This is a genomic window from Mycobacterium sp. ACS4054, from assembly GCF_001667275.1.
Classification (GTDB): Bacteria; Actinomycetota; Actinomycetes; order Mycobacteriales; family Mycobacteriaceae; genus Mycobacterium.
This window is the reverse complement of sequence record NZ_LZHV01000012.1, coordinates 53,945-75,234: the sequence shown is the minus strand read 5'-3', so window position 1 is coordinate 75,234 and position 21,290 is coordinate 53,945. Positions and strand designations below refer to the sequence as shown.

20 protein-coding genes and 1 pseudogene are annotated in these 21,290 nt (G+C 67.5%); 8 read left to right on the top strand and 13 right to left on the bottom strand.

All coding sequences use genetic code 11. From position 1 onward, the window contains the following. Window positions 1-3 precede the first annotated feature (3 nt). Both A5730_RS24875 and A5730_RS01595 read right to left on the bottom strand, forming a co-directional pair. Window positions 4-180: a hypothetical protein gene (locus A5730_RS24875; RefSeq protein WP_197506094.1), complete on the bottom strand. Its 177-nt coding sequence runs from the start codon at window positions 178-180 to the stop codon at window positions 4-6. A gap of 48 nt (window positions 181-228) precedes the next feature. Then, a complete protein-coding gene (locus tag A5730_RS01595) occupies window positions 229-1,674 on the bottom strand; it encodes a hypothetical protein (RefSeq protein ID WP_067894683.1) in 1,446 nt (481 codons plus the stop codon). 83 nt (window positions 1,675-1,757) lie between these two features. Here A5730_RS01595 and A5730_RS01590 point away from each other — a divergent pair, with 83 nt between their 5' ends. Then, window positions 1,758-2,564: an SDR family oxidoreductase gene (locus A5730_RS01590; RefSeq protein WP_067894680.1), complete on the top strand. Its 807-nt coding sequence runs from the start codon at window positions 1,758-1,760 to the stop codon at window positions 2,562-2,564. Here A5730_RS01590 and A5730_RS01585 read toward each other — a convergent pair. Beyond that, the gene (locus A5730_RS01585) at window positions 2,561-3,178 is read right to left on the bottom strand and encodes a hypothetical protein (protein WP_067894676.1); all 618 of its coding nucleotides are present in this window, start codon (window positions 3,176-3,178) and stop codon (window positions 2,561-2,563) included. The two genes, A5730_RS01590 and A5730_RS01585, sit on opposite strands and share 4 nt — an antisense overlap. A 43-nt stretch (window positions 3,179-3,221) precedes the next feature. Continuing rightward, a complete protein-coding gene (locus A5730_RS01580) occupies window positions 3,222-5,657 on the bottom strand; it encodes a glycogen/starch/alpha-glucan phosphorylase (RefSeq protein ID WP_067894805.1) in 2,436 nt (811 codons plus the stop codon). Between the two features lie 345 nt (window positions 5,658-6,002). On the opposite strand from A5730_RS01580, the gene A5730_RS01575 reads away from it, so the two are divergent. Further along, window positions 6,003-6,836, top strand: coding sequence for an alpha/beta fold hydrolase (locus A5730_RS01575; RefSeq protein ID WP_067894673.1), 834 nt, complete (start codon window positions 6,003-6,005; stop codon window positions 6,834-6,836). Window positions 6,837-6,838: 2 nt separating this feature from the next. Here the strand turns inward: A5730_RS01575 and A5730_RS01570 are convergent, their stop codons facing one another. Beyond that, window positions 6,839-7,162 (bottom strand): multidrug efflux SMR transporter, encoded by a 324-nt coding sequence (locus tag A5730_RS01570; RefSeq protein WP_067894671.1) that lies wholly within the window; start codon window positions 7,160-7,162, stop codon window positions 6,839-6,841. 178 nt (window positions 7,163-7,340) lie between these two features. On the opposite strand from A5730_RS01570, the gene A5730_RS01565 reads away from it, so the two are divergent. The 3 genes from A5730_RS01565 to A5730_RS01555 are packed head-to-tail and all read left to right on the top strand — an operon-like array spanning window position 7,341 to window position 9,584. Continuing rightward, window positions 7,341-7,781: a DoxX family protein gene (locus A5730_RS01565; RefSeq protein WP_067894669.1), complete on the top strand. Its 441-nt coding sequence runs from the start codon at window positions 7,341-7,343 to the stop codon at window positions 7,779-7,781. 45 nt (window positions 7,782-7,826) lie between these two features. Beyond that, complete coding sequence (locus A5730_RS01560; RefSeq protein WP_067894666.1) at window positions 7,827-8,627, top strand: SDR family NAD(P)-dependent oxidoreductase; 801 nt, start codon at window positions 7,827-7,829, stop codon at window positions 8,625-8,627. After that, window positions 8,628-9,584, top strand: coding sequence for a phosphotransferase family protein (locus A5730_RS01555; RefSeq protein WP_067894663.1), 957 nt, complete (start codon window positions 8,628-8,630; stop codon window positions 9,582-9,584). Window positions 9,585-9,595: 11 nt separating this feature from the next. On the opposite strand, the gene A5730_RS01550 is transcribed toward A5730_RS01555, so the two are convergent. Beyond that, window positions 9,596-9,844, bottom strand: a complete 249-nt coding sequence (locus A5730_RS01550) for a hypothetical protein (protein WP_067894659.1) — start codon at window positions 9,842-9,844, stop codon at window positions 9,596-9,598. Window positions 9,845-10,045: 201 nt separating this feature from the next. Here A5730_RS01550 and A5730_RS01545 point away from each other — a divergent pair, with 201 nt between their 5' ends. After that, a complete protein-coding gene (locus tag A5730_RS01545) occupies window positions 10,046-10,702 on the top strand; it encodes an MspA family porin (protein WP_067894656.1) in 657 nt (218 codons plus the stop codon). On the opposite strand, the gene A5730_RS01540 is transcribed toward A5730_RS01545, so the two are convergent. From A5730_RS01540 to A5730_RS01525, 4 genes and pseudogenes are all read right to left on the bottom strand, one after another. Then, window positions 10,699-11,994: an acyl-CoA dehydrogenase family protein gene (locus A5730_RS01540; protein WP_067894653.1), complete on the bottom strand. Its 1,296-nt coding sequence runs from the start codon at window positions 11,992-11,994 to the stop codon at window positions 10,699-10,701. The two genes, A5730_RS01545 and A5730_RS01540, sit on opposite strands and share 4 nt — an antisense overlap. Continuing rightward, window positions 11,995-13,142 (bottom strand): annotated as a pseudogene (locus tag A5730_RS01535) (CaiB/BaiF CoA transferase family protein). Further along, window positions 13,139-13,921 (bottom strand): enoyl-CoA hydratase/isomerase family protein, encoded by a 783-nt coding sequence (locus A5730_RS01530; RefSeq protein WP_067894649.1) that lies wholly within the window; start codon window positions 13,919-13,921, stop codon window positions 13,139-13,141. Before A5730_RS01530 ends, A5730_RS01535 begins: the two are co-directional and overlap by 4 nt. Next, window positions 13,918-15,114, bottom strand: a complete 1,197-nt coding sequence (locus tag A5730_RS01525) for an acetyl-CoA C-acetyltransferase (protein ID WP_231994590.1) — start codon at window positions 15,112-15,114, stop codon at window positions 13,918-13,920. The genes A5730_RS01530 and A5730_RS01525 overlap by 4 nt, the downstream gene beginning before the upstream one ends. Window positions 15,115-15,428: 314 nt before the next feature. Between A5730_RS01525 and A5730_RS01520 the strand changes: the two genes are divergently transcribed. Continuing rightward, entirely contained in the window at window positions 15,429-16,385 is a 957-nt protein-coding gene (locus A5730_RS01520) for an LLM class F420-dependent oxidoreductase (protein ID WP_067894646.1), read from the top strand. Between the two features lie 3 nt (window positions 16,386-16,388). On the opposite strand, the gene adhE is transcribed toward A5730_RS01520, so the two are convergent. Together adhE and A5730_RS01510 are read right to left on the bottom strand one after the other, a co-directional pair. Next, on the bottom strand, window positions 16,389-19,004 hold the full coding sequence (gene adhE / locus A5730_RS01515) for a bifunctional acetaldehyde-CoA/alcohol dehydrogenase (RefSeq protein ID WP_067894643.1): 2,616 nt from the start codon (window positions 19,002-19,004) through the stop codon (window positions 16,389-16,391). Between the two features lie 116 nt (window positions 19,005-19,120). Then, window positions 19,121-19,951 (bottom strand): oxidoreductase, encoded by an 831-nt coding sequence (locus A5730_RS01510; RefSeq protein WP_067894640.1) that lies wholly within the window; start codon window positions 19,949-19,951, stop codon window positions 19,121-19,123. Window positions 19,952-20,190: 239 nt separating this feature from the next. Here A5730_RS01510 and A5730_RS01505 point away from each other — a divergent pair, with 239 nt between their 5' ends. Continuing rightward, window positions 20,191-20,607 (top strand): cyclic nucleotide-binding domain-containing protein, encoded by a 417-nt coding sequence (locus A5730_RS01505; RefSeq protein ID WP_197506092.1) that lies wholly within the window; start codon window positions 20,191-20,193, stop codon window positions 20,605-20,607. 15 nt (window positions 20,608-20,622) lie between these two features. On the opposite strand, the gene A5730_RS01500 is transcribed toward A5730_RS01505, so the two are convergent. Continuing rightward, window positions 20,623-21,288 (bottom strand): nitroreductase family protein, encoded by a 666-nt coding sequence (locus A5730_RS01500; RefSeq protein ID WP_067894634.1) that lies wholly within the window; start codon window positions 21,286-21,288, stop codon window positions 20,623-20,625. Window positions 21,289-21,290: the final 2 nt, after the last annotated feature.

Genomic DNA, 21,290 nt, shown 5'->3' with positions numbered 1-21,290 from the left:
CAGTCACCGCTTCCGCCCGTTGACGACGTCGCGGATGACCAGCCCCACGAGGAATGCGAGGCCGACCGGCACCAAAACCTTGAAGACGGCCGAGGCGTGGCTGTAGAGCAATCCGTAGGCGATCGCCCCGATCACCACCATGGCGAGCAGGATGCCGCGGTTGATCCGGTCCGTTCTCATTGGCAGAACCTTACTTCTCGGTCGACGGGCCGGCGCGGCGCCGGGATATCAGAATCCGAAGTCGCCGCCGCCGCCGGAATCCGAGCCGCCGCCGAAGTCGGATCCGCCGCCGAAGTCCGAGCTGCCGCCGGAGTCCCAGCCGCCGCCGAAGTCCGAGCTGCCGCCGGAATCCCAGCCGCCGCCGAAGCCCACGTCGCCACCGCCGGAGTACGAGGCGTCGTTGAACCCGACGTCGGCTTGCTGGCTGTCGTACCCGGCGCTTTGGCCGCCGTCGAAGTTGGCGTCGGCGTACGCCGAGTCCCGGCCGGCCTCGAAGCCGCTCTCGTAGCTCCCACCCCAGTGGTTGTCCAGCAGCGCATCCATCAGCAGGACGTCGGTGAGCGCCCAGCCCCAGCCCGGGCCCCAGAACGCGTAGGGGTAATACCCCGGGTAGAAGAACATCCCGTTGTAGTAGCCACCGCCGTAATAGTGCGCATAACCCGGCTGCGGCGTGGTGCTGTAGTTGTTGTTGTTGATCGTCACGTACTCACCGGTGCTCGGGTCCTTCGCCCGTACCGAGGCCTGCCTGCGGTCGCCCGCCGGCACCGAGCCGACGGCGGAAGTGTTGGGTCGCCCGAGCTTTTGGTTGGCTTTGGCCACGGTCGACTCCACTACCCACAGGTGTGCCCGCGCCGCGCCGTAGTCGCCCTTTTCATAGGCCTGTCGGGCGTCGTACAGGCTGGCGTTGGCCTTCGTCGACTCGGCGCTGACGTCTGTCTCGTCGTCGGTCAGCACCGCGTTGTCCAGGTCGCCGACATCCGCCGTGGCCCGGATCAACTCCTGCTTGACCTGCTCGCGCGCCTGTGCGTCCTTGCGCCGCTTACTGTTTCGGCTGACCGCGAACCAGATCAAGCCGGCCACGCTCAAGGCCACGGCGATGAACGCCAGCATGGTCCACAGCCACGCCCAGCGGTTGGGCTCGGCCTGCGGCGCCGGCGAGGTCGTCGTATGCGCACCGGCGGGCACGTCCACGCTGGCCAACCTGCTGACGAATTGACTGGTCGCGCCGTAGGGGTCGTTTCGGTGGTCCGTGGCCGACTGGCTCAGCATCGGATCGACGTTGTCCGCGATCACCCGTGGCACGTTGTAGGCGCGCACGTGGTAGCCCTTGGAGTCGATGACCAGGATGATCCCGCTGAACGCGGCGTCGCGGCCGAGGATGACTTTGTGGATGGCGTCCGGCGTGGTCACACCGGTCTGGCTCGGCGCCACCGCCGCCACCCAGATCGGCGGCCGGGAACTCCACGTCCACCGGCTGGCGAAGATCTGCTCGTTCAGCCGGTCGGGGTTCTGCAGCGGCGGATTCGCCGCCGGGTCGGCCCACACGTGCGTCTGGGCGTTGAACTTGTCCACCAGCTGATCGGTGTAGGTGTCGGCCGAGGCGGGCGGCGCGAGCAGCATCGTCAGCGCCAGGATCAACGGGGCGATGACGAGACCGCGGATTCGTAGGGTCACTTTCCTCCTGCCAGGGGTCGCTACGTCGATCCTTGCGGTGGACCGGGAAAACGTCCACTGCCGGCGGACGTAACCTTGACGGCGTGAGCGCCCGGCGCAGCCCATTTCGGGCGGACCTGCTGCAAGGCAAGGTGGCGTTGGTCACCGGCGGGGCCACCGGTCTGGGTCTCGAAATCGCCCGGGTGCTGGGCAGTCATGGTGCCCGTGTCGCCATTTGCAGCCGGAAGGAAGCCAACCTGGAGGGCGCCGTTGCGGGGTTGCGCGAGGCGGGGATCGAGGCCACCTACGGCGTCTGCGACGTTCGGCGTCACGAGGAGGTGACGGCCGTTGTCGAGGACGTCGTGCGAGCGTTCGGCAGGCTCGACGTCGTCGTCAACAACGCCGCCGGCAACTTTCCCGTGCCGATCGACGGTCTGAGCGCCGGCGGATTCAAGGCGGTGGTCGACATCGACCTGTTGGGGACGTTCAACGTGTCGAAGGCGGCCTACGAGCTCTGGCTGCGGGATCACGGCGGGTCCGTGGTGAACATCAGCGCGGCGATCCAGTACCGCGGCATGGCTTTGCAGGCGCACGTGGTGTCGGCCAAGGCCGGCGTCGACGCGTTTACCCGCGCCTGTGCCATCGAGTGGGGGCCCGACGGCATCCGCGTGAATGTCGTTGCGCCCGGGGCGATGTCGGGAACCGAGGGAGTCAAGAGGGTCACCGGCGACAACCAGCATCGCTTTACCCAGAACCCGTTGCGCCGGGCGGGCTCGACCACCGAGGTCGCCGAGGCGGTGCTCTTCCTCGCCAGCGACGCGGCGTCGTATGTCACCGGGGCGACGCTCGTCGTCGACGGTGGCGGATGGTTGACCGCCAGCGGCGTGCCGGATCTCCCCGGCTACCGCTAGGTTTTGACGGGTGCGATGTATCCGCGGGGGAGCACCGAGAAATCCACGCACGCGGCGGACAAGACGTCGCCCAGGATCGGATGGACCGGCGCGGCCAGCGTGAGCATCGCGCCGGCCGATGGTGCCTTCAGGGTCGCGACGTTGTAGTTGGTCAGCAACTGGATCGCATCGGAAGCCACGTCGCTCCAACCGGTGTGAACGGTCATCAGGGTGAGGACGCCGAGCGCCTCGCCGGACGGCGACAACAAGCGATGATGCCAGGCGTTGTCGGCCTTGTGTCCGGTGTGCGGCTCTACCACCGCGAGCACGGTGCCGCCACCGTCTTCCAGGCGTGCGGCGCCGTCGGCGGGGACGATCTTGCCCACCGGCGTGTTCCCGTTGGTGATGGTTGTGGTTGCGGCCACCGCGATCTTGAGTTCATCACCGGTGGCTGCGGACAGCGTGTACTCGCTCTTGCCCCCGTTCTTGAAGCCCAAGAGCACCGCGGCGCCGCCCTTCTGCTGGGCGCGACCAAGTTCGGTGCCTTCCGGGGTGGCGAGCTCCACACGCAGGGCGTTGGATACCGCCCGGGTCACGCGCGCGAGGACGACCGTGGCATTGCCGAGGATTGGCATGGCGAGAGCCTAGGCCCGGGCGCGGCGATTATCAGCCGATTTCTCAGATCTTGATGGTCAGCGGCCACACGTTCCAGATGTCGTCGCAGTACTCGGTGATGGCCCGGTCGGACGAGAACTTGCCGCTGCGAGCGGTGTTCAGGATGGACATCCTCGTCCACGACTCCCTGTCCTGCCACGCGGCGCTCACCTGCTCCTGGCAGGTCACGTAGGACGCGTAGTCGGCGCACACCAGGAACGGGTCGTCGTGGCGCAGGTTGTCCACCAGCGGCCGGAACACCTCGGTGTCACCGCGCGAAAATGTGCCGCCGGCAATCAGATCCAGCACCGCGGCCAGTTCCTCGTTGCCGTCGATGTAGTCCGCCGGGCGGTACCCGGCCGCCTTGACCGCCTGCACCTCCTGCTCGGTCAGGCCGAACAGGAAGAAGTTCTCCGGCCCCACCTCGTCGCGCATCTCGACGTTGGCGCCGTCGAGGGTGCCGACGGTCAGCGCGCCGTTGATCATGAACTTCATGTTCCCGGTGCCCGACGCCTCCTTGCCCGCGGTCGAGATCTGTTCGGACAGATCGGCTGCGGGGTAGATCATGTGGGCGTTCTGCACATTGAAGTTCGGTACGAATGCCACCTTGAGGGTCCGGTTGACGTCCGGGTCGGCATTGACCGTCTCCCCAACGGCGTTGATCAGCTTGATGATTCGCTTCGCCAGGAAGTAGCCCGGAGCGGCCTTGCCGCCGAAGATGAAGGCGCGCTGCGGAATCGACAGGCCGGGGTTCTGTTTGAGCCGGTGATAGAGCGCCACGATGTGCAAAACGTTCAGGTGCTGCCGCTTGTACTCGTGGATGCGCTTGACCTGGACGTCGAACATCCAGTCCGGGTTGAGCTCGACGCCGGCCACCGAGCCGATGTAACGCGCCAGGCGCGCTTTGTTGTTGCGCTTGATGTCGCGCCACTCCCGGCGGAAGGAGGCGTCCTCGACGAACGGCTCCAGGCCGCGCAGGCGCCCGAGGTCGGTCAGCCAGCCGTCACCGACGGTGCGGTCCAGCAGTTCGCGGAGCCCCGGATTGGCAAGCGCCAGGAAGCGGCGCGGGGTCACGCCGTTGGTCTTGTTGCTGAACCGCTCCGGCCACATCTCGTAGAAGTCCTTGAGCACACTGCTTTTCAGGAGTTCCGAGTGCAGTGCGGCGACACCGTTGATGGCGTGGCTGCCCACGGTGGCCAGGTGCGCCATCCGGACGAACTTGCCGCCGTTCTCGCCGATGAGCGACATCCGGCTGACGCGCTCCTCGTCACCGGGGAACCGGGCGCGCACCTCGTCGAGGAACCGGCGGTTGATCTCGTAGATGATTTCGAGGTGGCGCGGTAGCGACTCCGCGAACAGCTCCAGGGGCCAGGTCTCCAGCGCCTCGGGCAGCAGCGTGTGGTTGGTGTAGCCGAACGTCGCAACCGTGATCTCCCACGCCTCGTCCCAGTCCAGCTGGCGCTCGTCGACCAGCAGCCGCATGAGCTCGGCGACGCCGATCGAGGGATGGGTGTCGTTGAGCTGTACGGCAAACCGCTGCGGAAGCTCCTTGACGGAGACGTCGGCGAGGTCGTCCATGATGTGCAGTACATGCTGCAGGGAGCAGGACACAAAGAAGTACTGCTGCAGCAGGCGCAGCTGTTTGCCCGCCTCCGGCTCGTCGTTCGGATAGAGCACCTTGGTGACGGTTTCCGACATGACCTCGTCTTCGACCGCCCCGTAGTAGTCGCCGGTGTTGAAGGCTTCCAACGCGAACGACTTGACGGCGCGCGCGCTCCACAACGTCAGCACGTTGCAGGTGTTCACGCCGTAACCCTGGATGGGCGTGTCGTAGGCGACGCCCTTGAGCGCCCGGCCCGGCACCCACCGGACTCGGTCGTGGCCGGCCTCGTCGGTGTAGTGGGCGGCGTACCCGCCCCACTTCACCAAGTAATTGACGTCGGGTTTGGCTATCTCCCAAGGGTTTCCGTGGTCCAGCCAGTTGTCGGTCTGCTCGACCTGCCAGCCGTCGTGGATCTCCTGGTCGAAGATGCCGAACTCGTAGCGGATTCCGTACCCGATCGCCGGCCGCTCCAGGGTGGCCAGCGAGTCGAGATAGCACGCGGCCAGGCGGCCGAGGCCGCCGTTGCCCAGGCCGGGCTCCTCCTCACACGCCAGGACGGTGTCCAGATTCTGACCCATCGCCGCCAGCGCGTCGCGGGCCGCGCGCTCCATGCCGAGGTTCAACAGGTTGTTGCCCAGTTGCGGGCCCATCAGGAATTCCGCGGACAGGTAACAGGTCACCTTGCGGCCGAGGTCGAGCGAGGTCTGCGTCGATACCACCCGGCGGTCCTGCATGCGGTCCCGCACCGCCAGCGCGAGGGCCCGGTAGTAGTGCTCGGGCCGCCGGGCCGCGGCCGGGCGCCCGATCGAGTAGCGCAGATGATCGTTGATGGCCCGCTGCAACGCGGCCGCGCTCATCCCGGTGCGGGAGTGCTCGACCAGGTCGGCCCGCGTGGGGGTGGCGGGCGAGATTCCGTCGGAGGGGGTCTGCTCGACATCGGTCATGGTGAGTCCTACTCCCTCGGAGCTGCCGCGCCACCGCACCGGTTGTTCGGGGGTGAGAGACCGCAAGTCTGGCAGCGATGTTTGCACATCAGGCGCGCAGTTGAAGGCTGTTGAGTAAACGCAAGCTCACCAGCGGGCGACGAAGCGGCGTTGGGACTAGCCGTCACGACGGCGCCGCGCCCGCCGGTGGCGGGAATGGAGCGGCGTCTGTCTCAAACCGAGGGGTGACACCACGTCGGACCCGAATAGGTTTCGGTCATGTGGAATATCGACGGGTGCAACGTCTTCGGAGAGGACGTTGGCAGGGGAGAGCCGGTTCTGCTGCTGCACGGCTACCCCCAGAGCGCATCGTGCTGGCGGCATCAGATCAAGGCGCTGTCGGACAGCCATCACGTCGTGGCCCCGGACTGGCCGGGCTTCGGCCGATCCGATCCGCCGGCGAGCGCACCCACCTACGACAACGAGGTCGAGCGGATCGTACGATTCGTTCGTGAGCTGGGTTGGCAACGGTTCAACCTATGCGCGCACGACTACGGTGGCTTCATCGGGCTCGGTTACGCCGTCCGGCATCCCGAGCGGGTGCTGCGGCTCGCCTTGTTGAACACCCGGGCACACGGCGTCTTTCGCCCATGGTTCTACCGGTTTTCGCGGGGGCAGCACTGGATCGCCACGCACCCCGCGCTGTCCGCTGCCGCCCAGCGTCTTCCGCTGGCCACGCTGCACCATTTGGCACTGGCCCGCTATCGGAGGCTCGGCTGCTTTGACACCACGCTGGAAGCCGAGTACCTGGGCTGGATGAACTCAACCGAAGGGAAACGCAGGTTCTGGAACTTCTTCGCGCATTATCCGGTGCCCGCGGTCCCCTGGCTGGCGGAGGGACTCGGGGCGATACGGTGTCCCGCCGCCGTGATTTGGGGTGAGCGTGATCCCTACATTCCGTGGCGCACCGCGCGCCAACTGGCCGCGGCCATTCCGCACGCGGAACGCGTCCGGCTGCCGGGCGCCGACCACTACGTGATGGAAGAGCGCCCAAACGAGGTGAGCGACGCACTACTTGACCTGCTGAGTGCGCCGGTGACCGCCCGCGCCTAGCCTCAATGCGCGCCGGACAGGTTCAGGGTGACCACGCCGGCGATGATCAATGCGACCCCGACGACCTTGGTGAGCGACACCGGAGAGCCGAGAAACAGCACGGCGATGAGCACGATGAGGGCGGTGCCGATCGCCGACCACAACGCGTAGGCGACGTCCGTCTGCATGCCGCGCGCGATCGCCAGCGCCAAGAGCGCGAAGGAGACGGCGTAGCCGGTCAGGCATATCAGGGTCGGCCAGAGCCGGGTGAAGCCTTCCGTGCTCTTGAGCAGGCTGGTCGCTATCACCTCCGCGAAGATGGCGCAGAGCAGAAACAGATAGGTCATGACGCCTCCTTGCTGACGGAAGTACACGTATCTGTGTACAGCAGGTGTCGTGGAAGGATCGCGCCGTATGACGTTTCCCGCGCATCGATTGCGGTTCGACGTCGGCGACGTGATCGGGGAGCGGGCGTCGCCTCTGGCGCCGTCTGCTCGACTGGGCCGGGACCGTAACCTCTGAACCGTGACAAAGGATTTCGACAGGCGCCTGGGGCGCTACACCCCGGCGGTGCTGAGCGCGTTCCGGTTCGTCTACGGCCTGCTGTTCGCCGCGTACGGCTCGAGGAGCCTGTTCGACTGGCCCGTCCCCTCGCCGGTCCATGTCGGTTTCGGCTCCTGGCCCGGCTGGTACGCCGGGCTGATCGAAATCGTCACGGGCCTGCTCATCGCCGCCGGGCTGTTCACCCGCGCCGCCGCGTTCCTGGCCTCGGGGCAGATGGCGGTCGCCTACTTCTGGATGCATCAACCGCAAGCGCTCTGGCCCGTTGCCGATCCCCCGGCGGGCAACGGCGGGGCACTGGCCATCCTGTTCTGCTTCGCCTTCTTCCTGCTGGTCTTCGCGGGCGGCGGGAGCTATTCGCTGGACGCGTTGCGCCGGTCCGCGCTTCCCCTGCACCCGCGATAATGGCATTCTCTGATACGGAGAAGCCATTTCCGTAGGAGGTCGAGGATGAGCGCTGACCAACGGTGCGACGGGATGGTGGCCCTCGTCACCGGCAGCAGCCGCGGACTGGGCAAGGCGATCGCCGCGCGGCTCGCCGCGCGCGGTGCGACGGTGGCGCTGACCGCCCGCACGATGGACCCCGACCCCAAGTACCAGGGGTCACTCGGCGAAACCCGGGACGAGATCGTGGCCGCGGGCGGCAAGGCCGTCGCGGTGCAGGCCGACCTCTCCCGATCCGAAGAGCGCGAAAGGCTTTTCGCCGAGGTGGTCAGCGCCGTCGGCGCACCGGACATCTTGGTCAACAACGCCGCGGTGACCTTTCTGCGGCCGCTGGACGGGTTTCCCGAACGACGGGTCCGGCTGATGCTGGAAATGCATGTCCTCGGCCCGCTACAGCTGAGCCAGCTGGCGATCCCCGCGATGCGCGAGCGCGGCAGGGGCTGGATCCTGAATTTGACCTCGGTGGGTGGTGACCTGCCGGCGGGGCCGCCGTTCTCCGAATTCGACCGCACCGCGGGCTTCGGCGTCTACGGGACGGTCAAGGCCGCGCTCAACCGGTTGACGAAAAGCCTTGCGGCCGAGCTCTACGACGACGGGATCGCCGTCAACGCCGCCGCCCCCACCAATCCCGTGGCCACGCCCGGGGCGGGACTGCTCGACCTCGCGAAGATCGACACCGAGGACATCGAACTGATCACCGAGACCGCGTTCCGGTTGTGTACCGGTGATCCGAAGACCCTGACCGGTCGCATCGCACAGACGCAGCCCTTCCTCGCCGAGGTCGGCTGGACCAAGCCCGCCGGCTGAATGGCCGAGCTCGACCCGGACGAACTGCGGCGGCGACTGGCCGGCGCCGGCGTCACCGGCGTCGCCCCGCTGTCGGGGGGCGCCTCCAGCCTGACGTTCCAGGGCGCCCACGACGGCCGCCCGGTGGTGATCAAGGTCGCCCCGCCCGGCGTCGAACCGGTCGCGCACCGCGACGTGCTGCGCCAGGCCCGCATCATGAAAGCCCTTGCCGGCAGCGCGGTTCCGGTGCCCGAGGTGCTGTGGGAGGACCCCGGGGCCCCACCGCGCACGCCGCCCTTGTTCGTGATGTCGCGCGTCGAAGGCGACTGTGCCGAGCCGCTTTTCGACGGCTACGCGGATGCGCCCGACCTTCACGAGCGGTACCGCAACGCATGCCGGGCGATGGCCGCCCTGCACAGTCTGCGGCCGAACGAGCTAGGCCTGACCGGTGAGCCGGTTATCGATGCGGCCGGCGAAGTCCGGCGATGGTCGGAAACGCTGCACACCGTCGATGCGGCGCTGGTGCCGGATTGGCCGCAGGTGCGTGACGCGTTACTGGGCTGCGCGCCAATGGCGATGCGTCCGAGCGTCGTGCACGGTGATTTCCGGCTGGGCAATTTGATGGCGGCCGGATCCCGCATCAACGCGGTGATCGACTGGGAGATCTGGTCAATCGGTGATCCACGGATCGACGCGGGCTGGTTCCTGATCAACTGCGACCCGTCCACGTACCAACGCGTTACTTCGGCCGCCACGCTGCCGCCCGTGGCCGAGCTCGCGGGGATCTACCGAGACGAGCTGGGCCTCGACGTCACCGACCTGGCTTGGTTCCGGGCGCTGGCGTGCTTCAAGTCGGCGGCGACGTGGGCGCTGATCGTCAAGCACAATCGGCGGCGGGCTTCCCCGCGAGCCGAATTGGAAGCGATGGCTGCAACGCTGCCGCGGTTGCTGGATCGGGCGCGGTCACTACTGGATTGACGGTCACTCGATCAGCTGCAGTTGGCGTGGAGATTTTCGCACCACATTCCGACGCCACCCCAGTCGCCCGACGAGCCGACTGAATCTTCGTAGGGGTTCGTCATTGTGGTGGGGTACTGGATCTGCCATTCGTCGATCGTGGGGATGTCGTCCACCTGGCCCGGGTCCGGAGACGCCAGCGCCGTGCCGGTGCCAACCGTCAGTCCCGCGAGGAGCAGCGAACCCGCGACGAGCAGACCGGCGCACCTGCGAAGCATCATCGCGGCCCTCTCCGTCGTCTGCCCGAACTGCGAACGATTCTACCTCCGCGCCTATATCGCATAAGAGTCACAAACACACAACAACTTCCATCGGCCGTCCAGCAAATTTCGCGACTCGAAACGGCCGGTGCGTACCTTGGCTGCGTGAGGCCGGTAGCCGTGGTCGTTCGTCGCGCGCTGGTGGTCGCCGTTTGCCTCGTCATGTGTCTGGTCACGGCCCCCGCGGCGAGCGCCGATCCCGATGACGGTCCCGAGATAGAACCCGCCGCCGCAGCGTCGGCACCGGCCAGCGGAGCGGTGCCCTCGAACCCCCCCGTCACCCTCAACACTCCCGACGGCTGGACCCTGGGACTGGGCGCGAAGGACGAGATGCAAGTGCCGGTGGCGCCGCTGACCACCTCCATAGCGTCGCGCGAATACATGGCCAGTGGCATCTTCGTCGGCTCGCTGAAAGGGCCGGAGGAGCCGCACGGAATCCTGGAGGTGGGCTATCAGATCGGCTGCGGGATCGACATGAGCACATCCAACGGCGTGATCATGGAAGGCGGCGCCGGCATCATCCCGGGCGTCAGCCCGACGTTCGACACCACCGGTACATTGCCGCCCCTGCTGCCGTTCGTTTCGACCCCGATGAACGGCGTGATGAGCATCGGCATGAAACCCGGCCTCGTCCTCACGGTCCCGGTGATCAAGAAGAATTTCAAGGGTGCGAATCCCTGGGTGATGATCAGCAACTTCCACATCAAGATCGACGGCTGCGTGGGCCAGTCGTTCATCCGCTCCTACGCGGTGCTGACGCGCATGACCGATCTGTCCGACGTGGTGCTGTCCTACGTCGGCGTCACCAAATCGGTTTAGGCCCGAGGGATGCCGGCCAGCTGGTCGGCGAACTTCGCCTCGGCGGCCGCGCGCAACCGCAGCAGGTGTTCGGACGGGAACAGGTCGGGCGCCGGCTCACGGTCTTTGAGCAATAGCCGGGCCAACGTCACCTTGTGCACCTCGGTGGGTCCGTCGGCGAGCCCCAGCACGAACGACTCCACCAGGTACTGCACGAACGGCATCTCGTGCGTGGTGCCCAGAGATCCTTGCAGCTGCAGCGCCCGCGACGACACGTCGTGCAGCACCTTCTGCATCATCGCCTTCACCGCCGAGATGTCCGCCCGCACCGCGCGATAGTCGTTGAATTGGTCGATCTTCCAAGCGGTTTGCAGGGTCAGCAGGCGGAAGGCCTCGATCTCCATCCACGAGTCGGCGATCATCTCCTGGACGAGTTGTTTGTTGGACAGCATCTCGCCCTGCGTGTACCGGGATACGGCCCGCTCGCAGAGCATGTCGAAGATCCGGCGGACCAGGCCGACCGTGCGCATCGCGTGATGAATTCGCCCGCCGCCCAAGCGGGTCTGCGCCACGACGAACGCCCCACCCCGCGGGCCAAGCATGTGGTCGGTCGGCACGCGGACGTTCTCGTAGCGGACGTAGCCCTCGCGCCCGCCGCCCAGCGGCTGGTAGCCCAGGCCGACGTCGCGCAGCACGTTGATCCCGGGAGTGTCCCCGGGCACGACGAACATCGAATAGCGTTGGTAGGGCGGCGCGTCGGGGTCGGTCATCGCCATCACGATGATGAACGACGCCATCGACGCGAACGACGAGAACCACTTCTCCCCGTTGATGATCCAATGATTCCCATCGAGCACCGCGGTGGTGCGGAAGACCTTCGGGTCGGCGCCGCCCTGCGGCTCGGTCATCGAAAAGCAGGACACGATGCGGTTGTCCAGGAGCGGCTCTAAGTAGCGGGCTTTCAGTTCCGGGGTGCCGTAGTGCGCCAGGATTTCGCTGTTGCCGGAGTCGGGCGCCTGGGAACCGAAGACGATCGGAGCGCACTCCGAGCGGCCCAGGATCTCGTTGAGCAGAGCAAGTTTGACCTGACCGTAGCCGGGGCCGCCCAGGTGCGGCCCGAGGTGGGTGGCCCACAGGCCCCGCTCCTTGACGATCTCCTGTAGCGGGGGGATCAACGCCTGGCGCACCGGATCATTGAGGTCGTGAGACTCCTTGACGATCAGGTCGATCGGCTCGCACTCTTCGCGCACGAAGTCCTCGACCCATTTCAGTTGCTGCGCCCACTCGGGGTCGGTGGAGAAGTCCCACGACATCTAGCGCCCCTCTCGGTTGCTTTGGGCCACGACGCCCGCTTCGACGAGCTCGGTGATGTTTGGGGTGTCCATCCCCAGTTCGCGCAGCAGCGCGTCGGTGTGATCACCGGGAAGCGAGGCGAAGTGGGGGTCTGCGGCCGGGTCCGGGAGAACCGCGGCGCTGGCGCGGGCTGGGTGATGCCGTCGACCTCGATGAACGTCTTTCGCGCGGCGAGATGCGGATGCCGCGGCGCCTCGGCTAGCGAAAGGACCGGCGTCGCACAGCATCCCGGGGTGTCGAGGAGCCGCTCCCACTCCCGGCTCGGCTTCTCGGCGAACCGGTCGGCCAGTGTGGCGCGGTGCGCGGCCCACGCCGCGGGCGCGTCGTCGTCGTGGGGCACGTCGACGCCCAGCCGATCGCACAGCTCCGCGTAGAACTTGGATTCCATCGCGCCGACGGCGAAGTGGCCGCCGTCGGCCGTGGCGTACACGCCGTAGAAGTGGGCGGCGCCGTCGAGCACATTGGCGTGGCGCCGGTCGCGCCAGGTGCCGGCGGGCACCATCCCGAAATACGGCGCCAACAGCGTGGCGACGCCGTCGACCATGGCGACGTCGAGCACCTGGCCGGTGCCGGACTCGCGGGCCTCGAGGATGGCGCTGAGCAGGCCGACGGCCAAGAGCATTCCGCCGCCGCCGTAGTCGCCAACCAGATTCAGCGGCGGCACCGGGGATTCGGCGGTGCCGATGCCGTGCAGGGCGCCGGCCACGGCGATGTAGTTGATGTCGTGACCGGCGTGGCTGGCCAGCGGCCCGTCCTGCCCGTAGCCGGTCATGCGGGCATACACCAGGCGGGGATTGCGCTCGCACAGCTCGTCCGGGCCGATGCCCAGGCGTTCGGCCACCCCGGGCCGGTAGACGTCGACGAAGGCGTCCGCGTCGGCGACCAGGCGATGGACGAGTTCCCTGCCCCGCACATCTTTGACGTCGACGGCGAGCGACCGCTGGCTGCGCCGCACCGTGTAATCGATGGGCAACGGACCGTCCACACCCGGCAGACCGTCGATGCGGATGACGTCGGCGCCCAAGTCGCCCAACAACATTCCGCAGAACGGGGCGGGACCCAGACCGCCCATCATGACGATCCGCACGCCGCGCAGCGGCCCGGTCACGACGACCACTTCTTGCGGCGCTCGGCCGCCTCGTCGGTGGCGTGCGTGATCACCTGGTTGCGATTCTCCAGCTCCAGGGCCGCCGACAGGCTGGTGGCGTCGGTGTTGACCTGCAGGGCGCGCTTGGTCAGTTGTGCACCCAGCGGGGAATGGCTCGCGATCAGCGCCGCCAGCTCGACCGCCCGGTCCGCCAACCGATCCGGTTCGATCACCTCGCTGACCAGGCCGTGTCGGTCGGCTTCGCCGGCCGACACGGTGCGGCCGGTCAGCATCCAGTCGGCGGCCACGCTGGTGCCGACGATGCGCGGAAGGTGGTAGCTCATGCCCATCTCGGCGCCGGAGAGGCCCAGCAGGATAGCAGCGTTACCGAAAGACGCGGCCTCCGAACAGATTCGGATGTCGGCCGCCAGGCACAGCGCAAGGCCCGCCCCGACGCAGGGCCCGTTGACCGCGGCGATCACCGGCTGCGGCAGCGCCCGAACGGCTTCCGCCAGGGCGGCCATCCGCTCCTGGAACCGCATCCGGTCCAGCGCGGGCGCGCTGGCCTCCAGCATGGAGGGGCCGAAGTCGCGGACGTCGATCCCCGCGCAGAAGCCACGCCCGGCGCCGGTCAGCACGACCGCGCGCACGGAGCGGTCGGTGGCCAAATCGGCCAGGGCGTGGCCTAATTCGGCTTGCAGCGTCTCGTTGATGGCGTTGAGTTGCTTCGGGCGGTTCAGGCGCAACACGGCCACCCCGTCGCACGGCCGTTGCAGCTCCAGCGTGCTCGGCACGGTCACACCCGCTCGATGATGGTCGCCGTGCCCATCCCGCCGCCGGTGCACATGGTCACCAGACCCGTTGACAGATCACGGCGTTCGAGCTCATCCAGCAGCGTGCCGATGAGCATCGCCCCGGTGGCGCCGATGGGGTGGCCGAGGGCGATGGCACCGCCGTTGACGTTGACCACGTCGGGGTCGATGGCCAGATCGCGCATCGCCTTGAGCGGAACCGCGGCGAAGGCTTCGTTGATCTCCCAGAGGTCGATGTCTTTGACGGCCATTCCGGCCCGCTCGAGGCAGCGCTGCGCGGCCGGCCCCGGCGCGGTGAGCATGATGACCGGTTCGCTGCCCATCGTCGCCGCGGCGCGAACCTGTGCCCGGGGGGTGGTGCCGTGGGCGTGCATCCAGTTGGACGACGCGACCAGCACGGCGGCGGCCCCGTCGACCACGCCGGACGAATTTCCCGCGTGGTGCACGTGATCGATGCGGTCGATGCCGGGGTAGCGCTCGAGGCAGATCTCGTCGAACGTGCGTGGCTCGCCGTCGGCGCGGGTGTCGCCCATCGCGGCGAAGGCGGGCTTGAGGCGCGCCAACGTTTCGGCCGTGGTGCCGGGGCGCGGATGTTCGTCGCGCACAACCGGACCGTCGGGGGTGGGGACGTCGACGAGCGAACGCACGAACCGCCCCTCGTCGACCGCCGCGGCCGCGCGGCTCTGGCTCTGCGCGGCGTAGGCGTCGACGGTTTCGCGCGTGAATCCCTCCAGCGTGGCGATCAGGTCAGCCGAAATACCCTGGGGCACGGTCGGATACCGCGCCCGGAAGTCCGGGTTTTGGCCGTCGATCGTCGGTATCCCCGCGGTGACGTCCCACCGCGACATCGATTCGACGCCGCCGGCGATCACCAGGTCCTCGTTGCCGGCGGCGATCGACGACGCGGCGACGGTGACGGCTTGCTGGCCCGATCCGCAGAACCGGTTCAGCGTCATGCCGGGCACGGTCTCGGGCCACCCGGCGAGCAGAACCGACAGGCGCGCGATGTCGTCGCCGTGGTCACCGGACAGGATGCCGTTGCCCGCGATCACGTCGTCCACATCGGCCGGCTCGAAGCCGATCCGGTCGGCGAGCGCGGTGAGGCACCGAGCGAATAACGCCTGCGGGTGTACGGCGTGCAGGCCGCCGTCCGGGCGGCCTCGGCCGCGCGGCGTGCGCACCGCGTCGAGAATCCAGGCGTCGATGACGGACTCCCATCCTTTCCGGCAACTCACAGGTCACCGTATCGTAATGCGTCTCTCGGCTGCGGAGAACCACCTTCTCCAAGTTGGCTGAAGCTATTCTCCGCGGGCGCGGGCGCAGGGGCTGCTGGTCACACTCGCCGCACCAGCCTCTGGGGCGCACCGCCCCGGGCCAACACCCGGCGAACGGGGCTTCCGCTCCCGGCTGGACCGGAAAAGCGTTGGCCCGCAATCCACCTCGCGCAACGGCGAAAGACGCGCATAACGGGGCCCGCAGCGGGTAACCCGCCGCCATGACCAAGATCGGATACTTTCTGTCCTGCGAGCAGTACGCCCCGAAGGAACTCATCGACCAGGCCAAGCGTGCGGAGGCGGCGGGATTCGACGGGCTGTGGATCTCCGACCACTTTCACCCCTGGAACGACGAGCAGGGCCAGAGCCCGTTCGTGTGGGGCGTCATCGGCGCCCTGTCGGAGGTGACGTCGTTGCCCGTCAGCACCGCCGTGACCTGCCCGACCATCCGGACCCATCCGGCGATCATCGCCCAGGCCTCCGCCACCGCCGCCGTGCAATTGGGCGGCCGCTTCGTGCTCGGGGTGGGCAGCGGTGAGGCGCTGAACGAGCACATCCTCGGCGACCCATGGCCGTCGGTGGGCGTGCGCCAGGAGATGTTGGAGGAGGCGGTCGACGTCATCCGCCTGCTGCACCGCGGCGGCGAGGTGAGCCACCACGGCAAGCATTACGAGGTGCAGGAGGCCCGCATCTACACGCGGCCCGAGCAGCCGGTCCCCATCTACGTGTCTAGCTTCGGGCCGCAGGGCGCCGAGCTGGCCGGGCGCATCGGGGACGGCTTCGTCCTGGTGACGCCCGAAGCCGACCTCGTCAAGACCTTCAGGGAGTCCGGCGGCGGCGACAAGCCCGTGCAGGGTGGCACCAAGGTCAGTTGGGATCAGGACGCGGACAAGGCCCTCGAGGTGGCGCATCGGTTGTGGGGCAACGATGCCCTGCCCGGGCAGTCCGCGCAGACCCTGCCGCGGCCCAAGGATTTCGCCGCGTTGATGTCACTCGTGACGCCGGACCAGGTCGCCGAAGCCGTCACCTGCGGTCCGGACCCCGACACGCATGTCGCGAAGGTGCGCGAATACATCGACGCCGGCATCGACGAGGTGTACGTGCAGCAGATCGGTCCCGACATGGACGGCTTCTTCGCGGCGTACGAGCGCGACGTGCTGCCGCAGCTGCGCGGCTGACGCTCACGCGTCGGCGTCGCCGTAGAACCCCGTCCGAAGCAACGCGGTGATCTCGCTGACCAGCGGCATCCGCGGATTTGTGCGGTTACTGAGGTCCTCGAAAGCCGTCATCGCCAGCGCGGGCAGCGCCGTCAGGAATTGCTCCTCCTCGATGCCGCACTCCCGCAGCGACCGCGGCATGTCCAGTCGGCTCAGCAGATCGTCTACCCCCTGAAGCAATCGAGCGCGGCACTCGGCGGGCTCATGACCGCCGAAGATCAACTGACCGAGCTGCGCGTATTTGTCGGGCGCCACGTAGGCGGAGTATCCCGGCGCCGGCATGAATTTGCTTGGCAGACCGGCGTTGTAACGCAGCACGTGCGGTAGAAAGACACCGTTGGCCCTGCCATGCGAGATCTGAAACCTCGCGCCGACGGCGTGGGCGAGCGCATGATTCGTCCCGACGAATGCATTCGAAAAGGCAAGCCCGGCAAGGGTTGCCGCGTTGGACATGTCGGTTCGCGCGGACAGGTCGTCGGGGTCATCGTATGCCCTGGGCAACGCGTCGAAGATCAGTCGTGCCGCCTGGGCGCACAACGCGTCCGTATATGGCGACGCGAAGATCGAGACGGCAGCCTCCAGGGCATGAGTCAGCGCGTCGATGCCCGTGTCGGCGGTCAGCGTCTGCGGCATGGACGAAGTGAGAATCGGGTCGACGATCGCGAGGTCAGGCACCAGGCTGTAGTCGACGAGCGTCTGCTTCTTGCCGCGCACCGTCAGCACCGCCGCCGGCGAGACTTCCGACCCGGTGCCGGATGTCGTTGGGACCGCGACCAATTGGACACCGTGCCGGTCGACCGGGTAGTCGGCCACCCGCTTGCGCGGGTCGAGGAACGGCATCGTCAACTCGTCGACGCTTTTCTCCGGGTGTTCGTAGAACAACCGGATCGCCTTGCCGGCGTCCAGAACCGAGCCGCCGCCGACGGCGAGCAGCAGATCGGGTTGGACGCGTTGCAGCAGCGCGACACCGCGCCGGATGGTCGCCTCGTCGGGCTCGGGTGTCACCTCGCTGAACACCTGCACGTGCTGGGCGCGCAACTTGCCGCGTAACTGGTCCACCACGCCGCGCTCTTCGGTCACTGCGTCGGTGATCACCACGACGGTGTCGCAGTCGAGTTCGCGCAAGTTGTCCAGCGCGCCTTCGTTGAAGTAGGTATTGGACGGCACCCGGAACCATTGGGGCGGGGTGCGGCGCCGCGAGACTGTCTTGATGTTCAGCAGTTGGCGATAGTTGACGTTTTCCGTCGTGCTCGACCCGCCCCACGTGCCGCAACCCAACGAGAACGTGGGCGTCAGATTGTTGTAGACACCGCCGAGGGCTCCGACCGCGGTTGGCGCGTTGACCAGGATGCGCCCCGTGCGGACCGCCAGCCCGTATGCCTCGATGACGTCGTCATCGTTGGCGTACACCGCCGACGTGTGACCCAGGCCTCCGTGCTCGGTGACCAGAACGGCCACGTCGATGGCGTGCTGGACACTGCTCGCGCGCACCACCCCCAGCACCGGCATCAGCTTCTCCTGCAACAGGGGATGCGATGCGAGCTCACCCAGGTCGCCGGGGAGCTCGGCCAGCAGCACCTTCACGGCCGGCGACACGCTGAAACCGGCTCGGGCGGCCAGCTCCGACGCCTTCTGGCCGACCGCCTCATGCGAGATCTTGTCGCCACAGCCAAACGCGAACTGCGCCACCGCGGTGGCCTCGGCGGGGGTGAGCACGCGGGCGCCCATCCGCTCGAACTCGGCCATCGCTTCGTCGTACACCTCGTCGTCGATGATGCAAGTTTGCTCTGCGGGGCAAATGACCGATGAGTCAAAGGTTTTCGAAATCAAGATGTCGACGACCGCACCCTTCAGGTCCGCCGTCTTGTGAACGTAGATCGGCGCGTTGCCCGGACCCACGGACAGGCCCGGCTTGCCGGCCGAATTCGCCAGCGCGACGATCTTCGGCCCGCCCGTCACCCAGATGAAATCGATCTTCGGATGCTTGAACAGGTAGTGCGTCACCTCGTGCGCGGCATCCGGAATGACCTGCAGCGCCCCGCGGGGCATCCCGGCCGCCTCGGCCGCCGTGCGGAGGATTTCGAGGCTGCGTTCGCAGCACCGGACCGCGTACGGTGACGGCCGGAACAGGATCGCGTTGCGAGTCTTGGCGGCCACGATGGCCTTGAACAGCACCGTCGACGTCGGGTTGGTCACCGGGGTGATGCCCAGTACCACGCCAATCGGCTCGGCCACATGGGTGATGTTGTTTTCGACGTCCTCGTCGATGACTCCGACCGATTTCTTGCCGCGCAGGTAGTCGTGCAGGAACTCGGTGGCCACGTAGTTCTTGACGACCTTGTCCTCGAAGACGCCGAAACCCGTCTCTTCGATCGCGACACTCGCCAGTTCCCCGGCCGCACGCACCCCGGCGCGCACCATCGCCTCGACGATCGCGTCGACCTGCTGCTGGTCGAGCTTGCGGAATTCTCGGGCCGCCTGCGCCGCCGTGTCGACGATCGCGTCGACTTCTTGTCTGCGCTCGTCGGCAAGCGCGGGTGTTTCGAGGGAGGGGGCGGGCGGGGTTTGCGTAGTGGTCATGATGGCGTTCCGGCTGGTTAGGGACAGTAAGGGCCTGCAGAATGAGCCGATGCTAAGCCGGCCGCCTCGAGGCAAAGTAGGGCTGAAAGGCCCTCAACGGGTTGACTGCCGGCCCGTCACGGCCCGAAGTTAGTGCCGCTGGTCAGCTCTTCTGAGTTCGCGATCTCGATCGCCCGCGTGTCCGCGACGTGGCGATAGAGGGCCAGCGCGTCGGGGCCGAGCAGCAAAAAGCCGGGGGGCTCGGCGGATTCGACGGCCGCGATGATCGCGGCGGCGGCCTTGGCGGGGTCGCCGGCCTGGTTGCCGTGCATCGTGTCGTTTTCCTTGCGGCGCTTGCCGGCGGTGTCGGCGTAGTCGTCGATGACGGTGGCCGACTGGATGAGCGAGCGGCCGGCGAAATCGGTGCGGAACGCGCCGGGCTCGACGGTGGTCACCGAAATGCCCAGCGGCGCAAGCTCACCGCGCAAGGTGCCGCTCATGCCCTCGATCGCGGACTTGGCCGCCGCGTAGTAGCCGGACCCCACCGGGTTCACCGTCGCGCCGATCGAGGAGATGTTGACGATCGCGCCGCTGCGGCGCGCCCGCATGCCGGGCAGGACGGCCTTGATCATCGCGACGGAGCCGAAGAAGTGCGTGTCGAACAGGGTGCGCACCTCTGCGTCGTCACCCTCCTCGATCGCGGCGCGGTAGCCGTAGCCCGCGTTGTTGACGAGCACGTCGACGCCGCCGAACCGGTCGTCGGCCTGCCGCACGGCCGAGGCGACGTGCGCCGGGTCGGTGACGTCAAGGGTGAGAGCCAGCGCCCGGTCCGGGGCCGCGTCCACGAGATCGGCGACCTTCGCGGCGTCGCGGGCGGTGACCACCGCGTTGTGCCCGGAGCCGATGACCGCTTGGGCCAGCGCGCGACCGAGTCCGGTCGAGCAGCCGGTGATGAGCCACGTGGCCATGGGCGTAGTTCCTCTCGCCGGGACGGCACCAGCACCGTGAAATGTGTTGTCAGACTATGGCGCGTCGGCTCCATCCCTCGTCGGGAAATCGCGGGGGATCACGAAAACATCGTACGGGGGTGGTCAGGCGTCCGACAGGCAACTATCGTCCTTCTCAAGCAGCTGATTGGCTCCGGTGAAGGAAACAGGCAGTGAGGACGCTAGAAGGCGTTCTGTCCAGACACCCGTTCTTCGGCGGGATGGACCCGCGCTATTTGCAGTGGGCGGTTGGCTGTGCGGCAAACCTGCGCTTCGCCGCGGGCGAGTTGATCTTCCGCGAGGGCTATCCCGCCGATCACTTCTACCTCATCCGCGCCGGCAGGATCGCGCTCGAAACCCCGGTCCCGGGCCGGGGCGGTTTGACGGTTCAGACGCTCGAAGCCGGAGACATCCTTGGCTGGTCGTGGTTGGTGCCGCCGTACAACTCGCGGTTCGACGCCCGCGCCGTTGAAACGACACGCGCCATCGGTTTCGACGGCAACTGCCTGCGCGGCAAGTGCGAAGAGGACCACGAACTGGGATACGAGCTGCAGAAGCGGGTGATCGCGATTCTCGGAGAGTATCTCGACGCGGCAAGGTTCCGGCTCCTGGACATCTATGCCGATGTCATCGCATAACGTCGGACCGGCCCGCTAGCCCTCGAATGCCGGACCGTCGAAGCGGTCGTGGGTGACGAACTCCGCGACCGGGCGGCGGCGCAGCTTCCTAAGCTGCCGCACGGGTTTGCCGAGCGGCACGACCGCGACGACCGCGTGCTGATCCGGGATGCCGAGCAATTCACGGACTTGCTCCTCGGCCGCGATGGCCATCGTCGTGATGGTGCCGCCGTACCCCTCGTTGCGGGCGGCCAGCAAGATGTTCCAGATGAGCGGGTACACCGATGCACCGCCGGCCAGGCCGACCCGATCCAGATCTTGATCGATGGCGGCGACGACGGTCAGGTCGACCGAAACCACAAGGACGACGGGCGCATTGGCGATCGGCGCGACGAACGTGTCCGGAATGTCCGTCTGATCGATGACCTGCTGCGGCACCTCGCTGGGACGCACTGAGTTCCAGGGGTTTTCGCCCGCCTGCAGCTGCGCGAAGTAGCGGCGGGCCGCACCCTTGCCCAGCTCGGCGAGCCGGCGACGGGCGTCCGCGTCGCGCACCACGGTGACGTGGGCGCCCTGCCGGTTGCCGCCGCTGGGGGCGAAGCGCGCGTTGTCGAAGATGCGGCCCAGGACCTCGTCGGGCACCGGGTCGTCGGTGAATTCGCGCGCCGCGAAAGTCGTTCGCATGACGTCATACAGCTCCATGG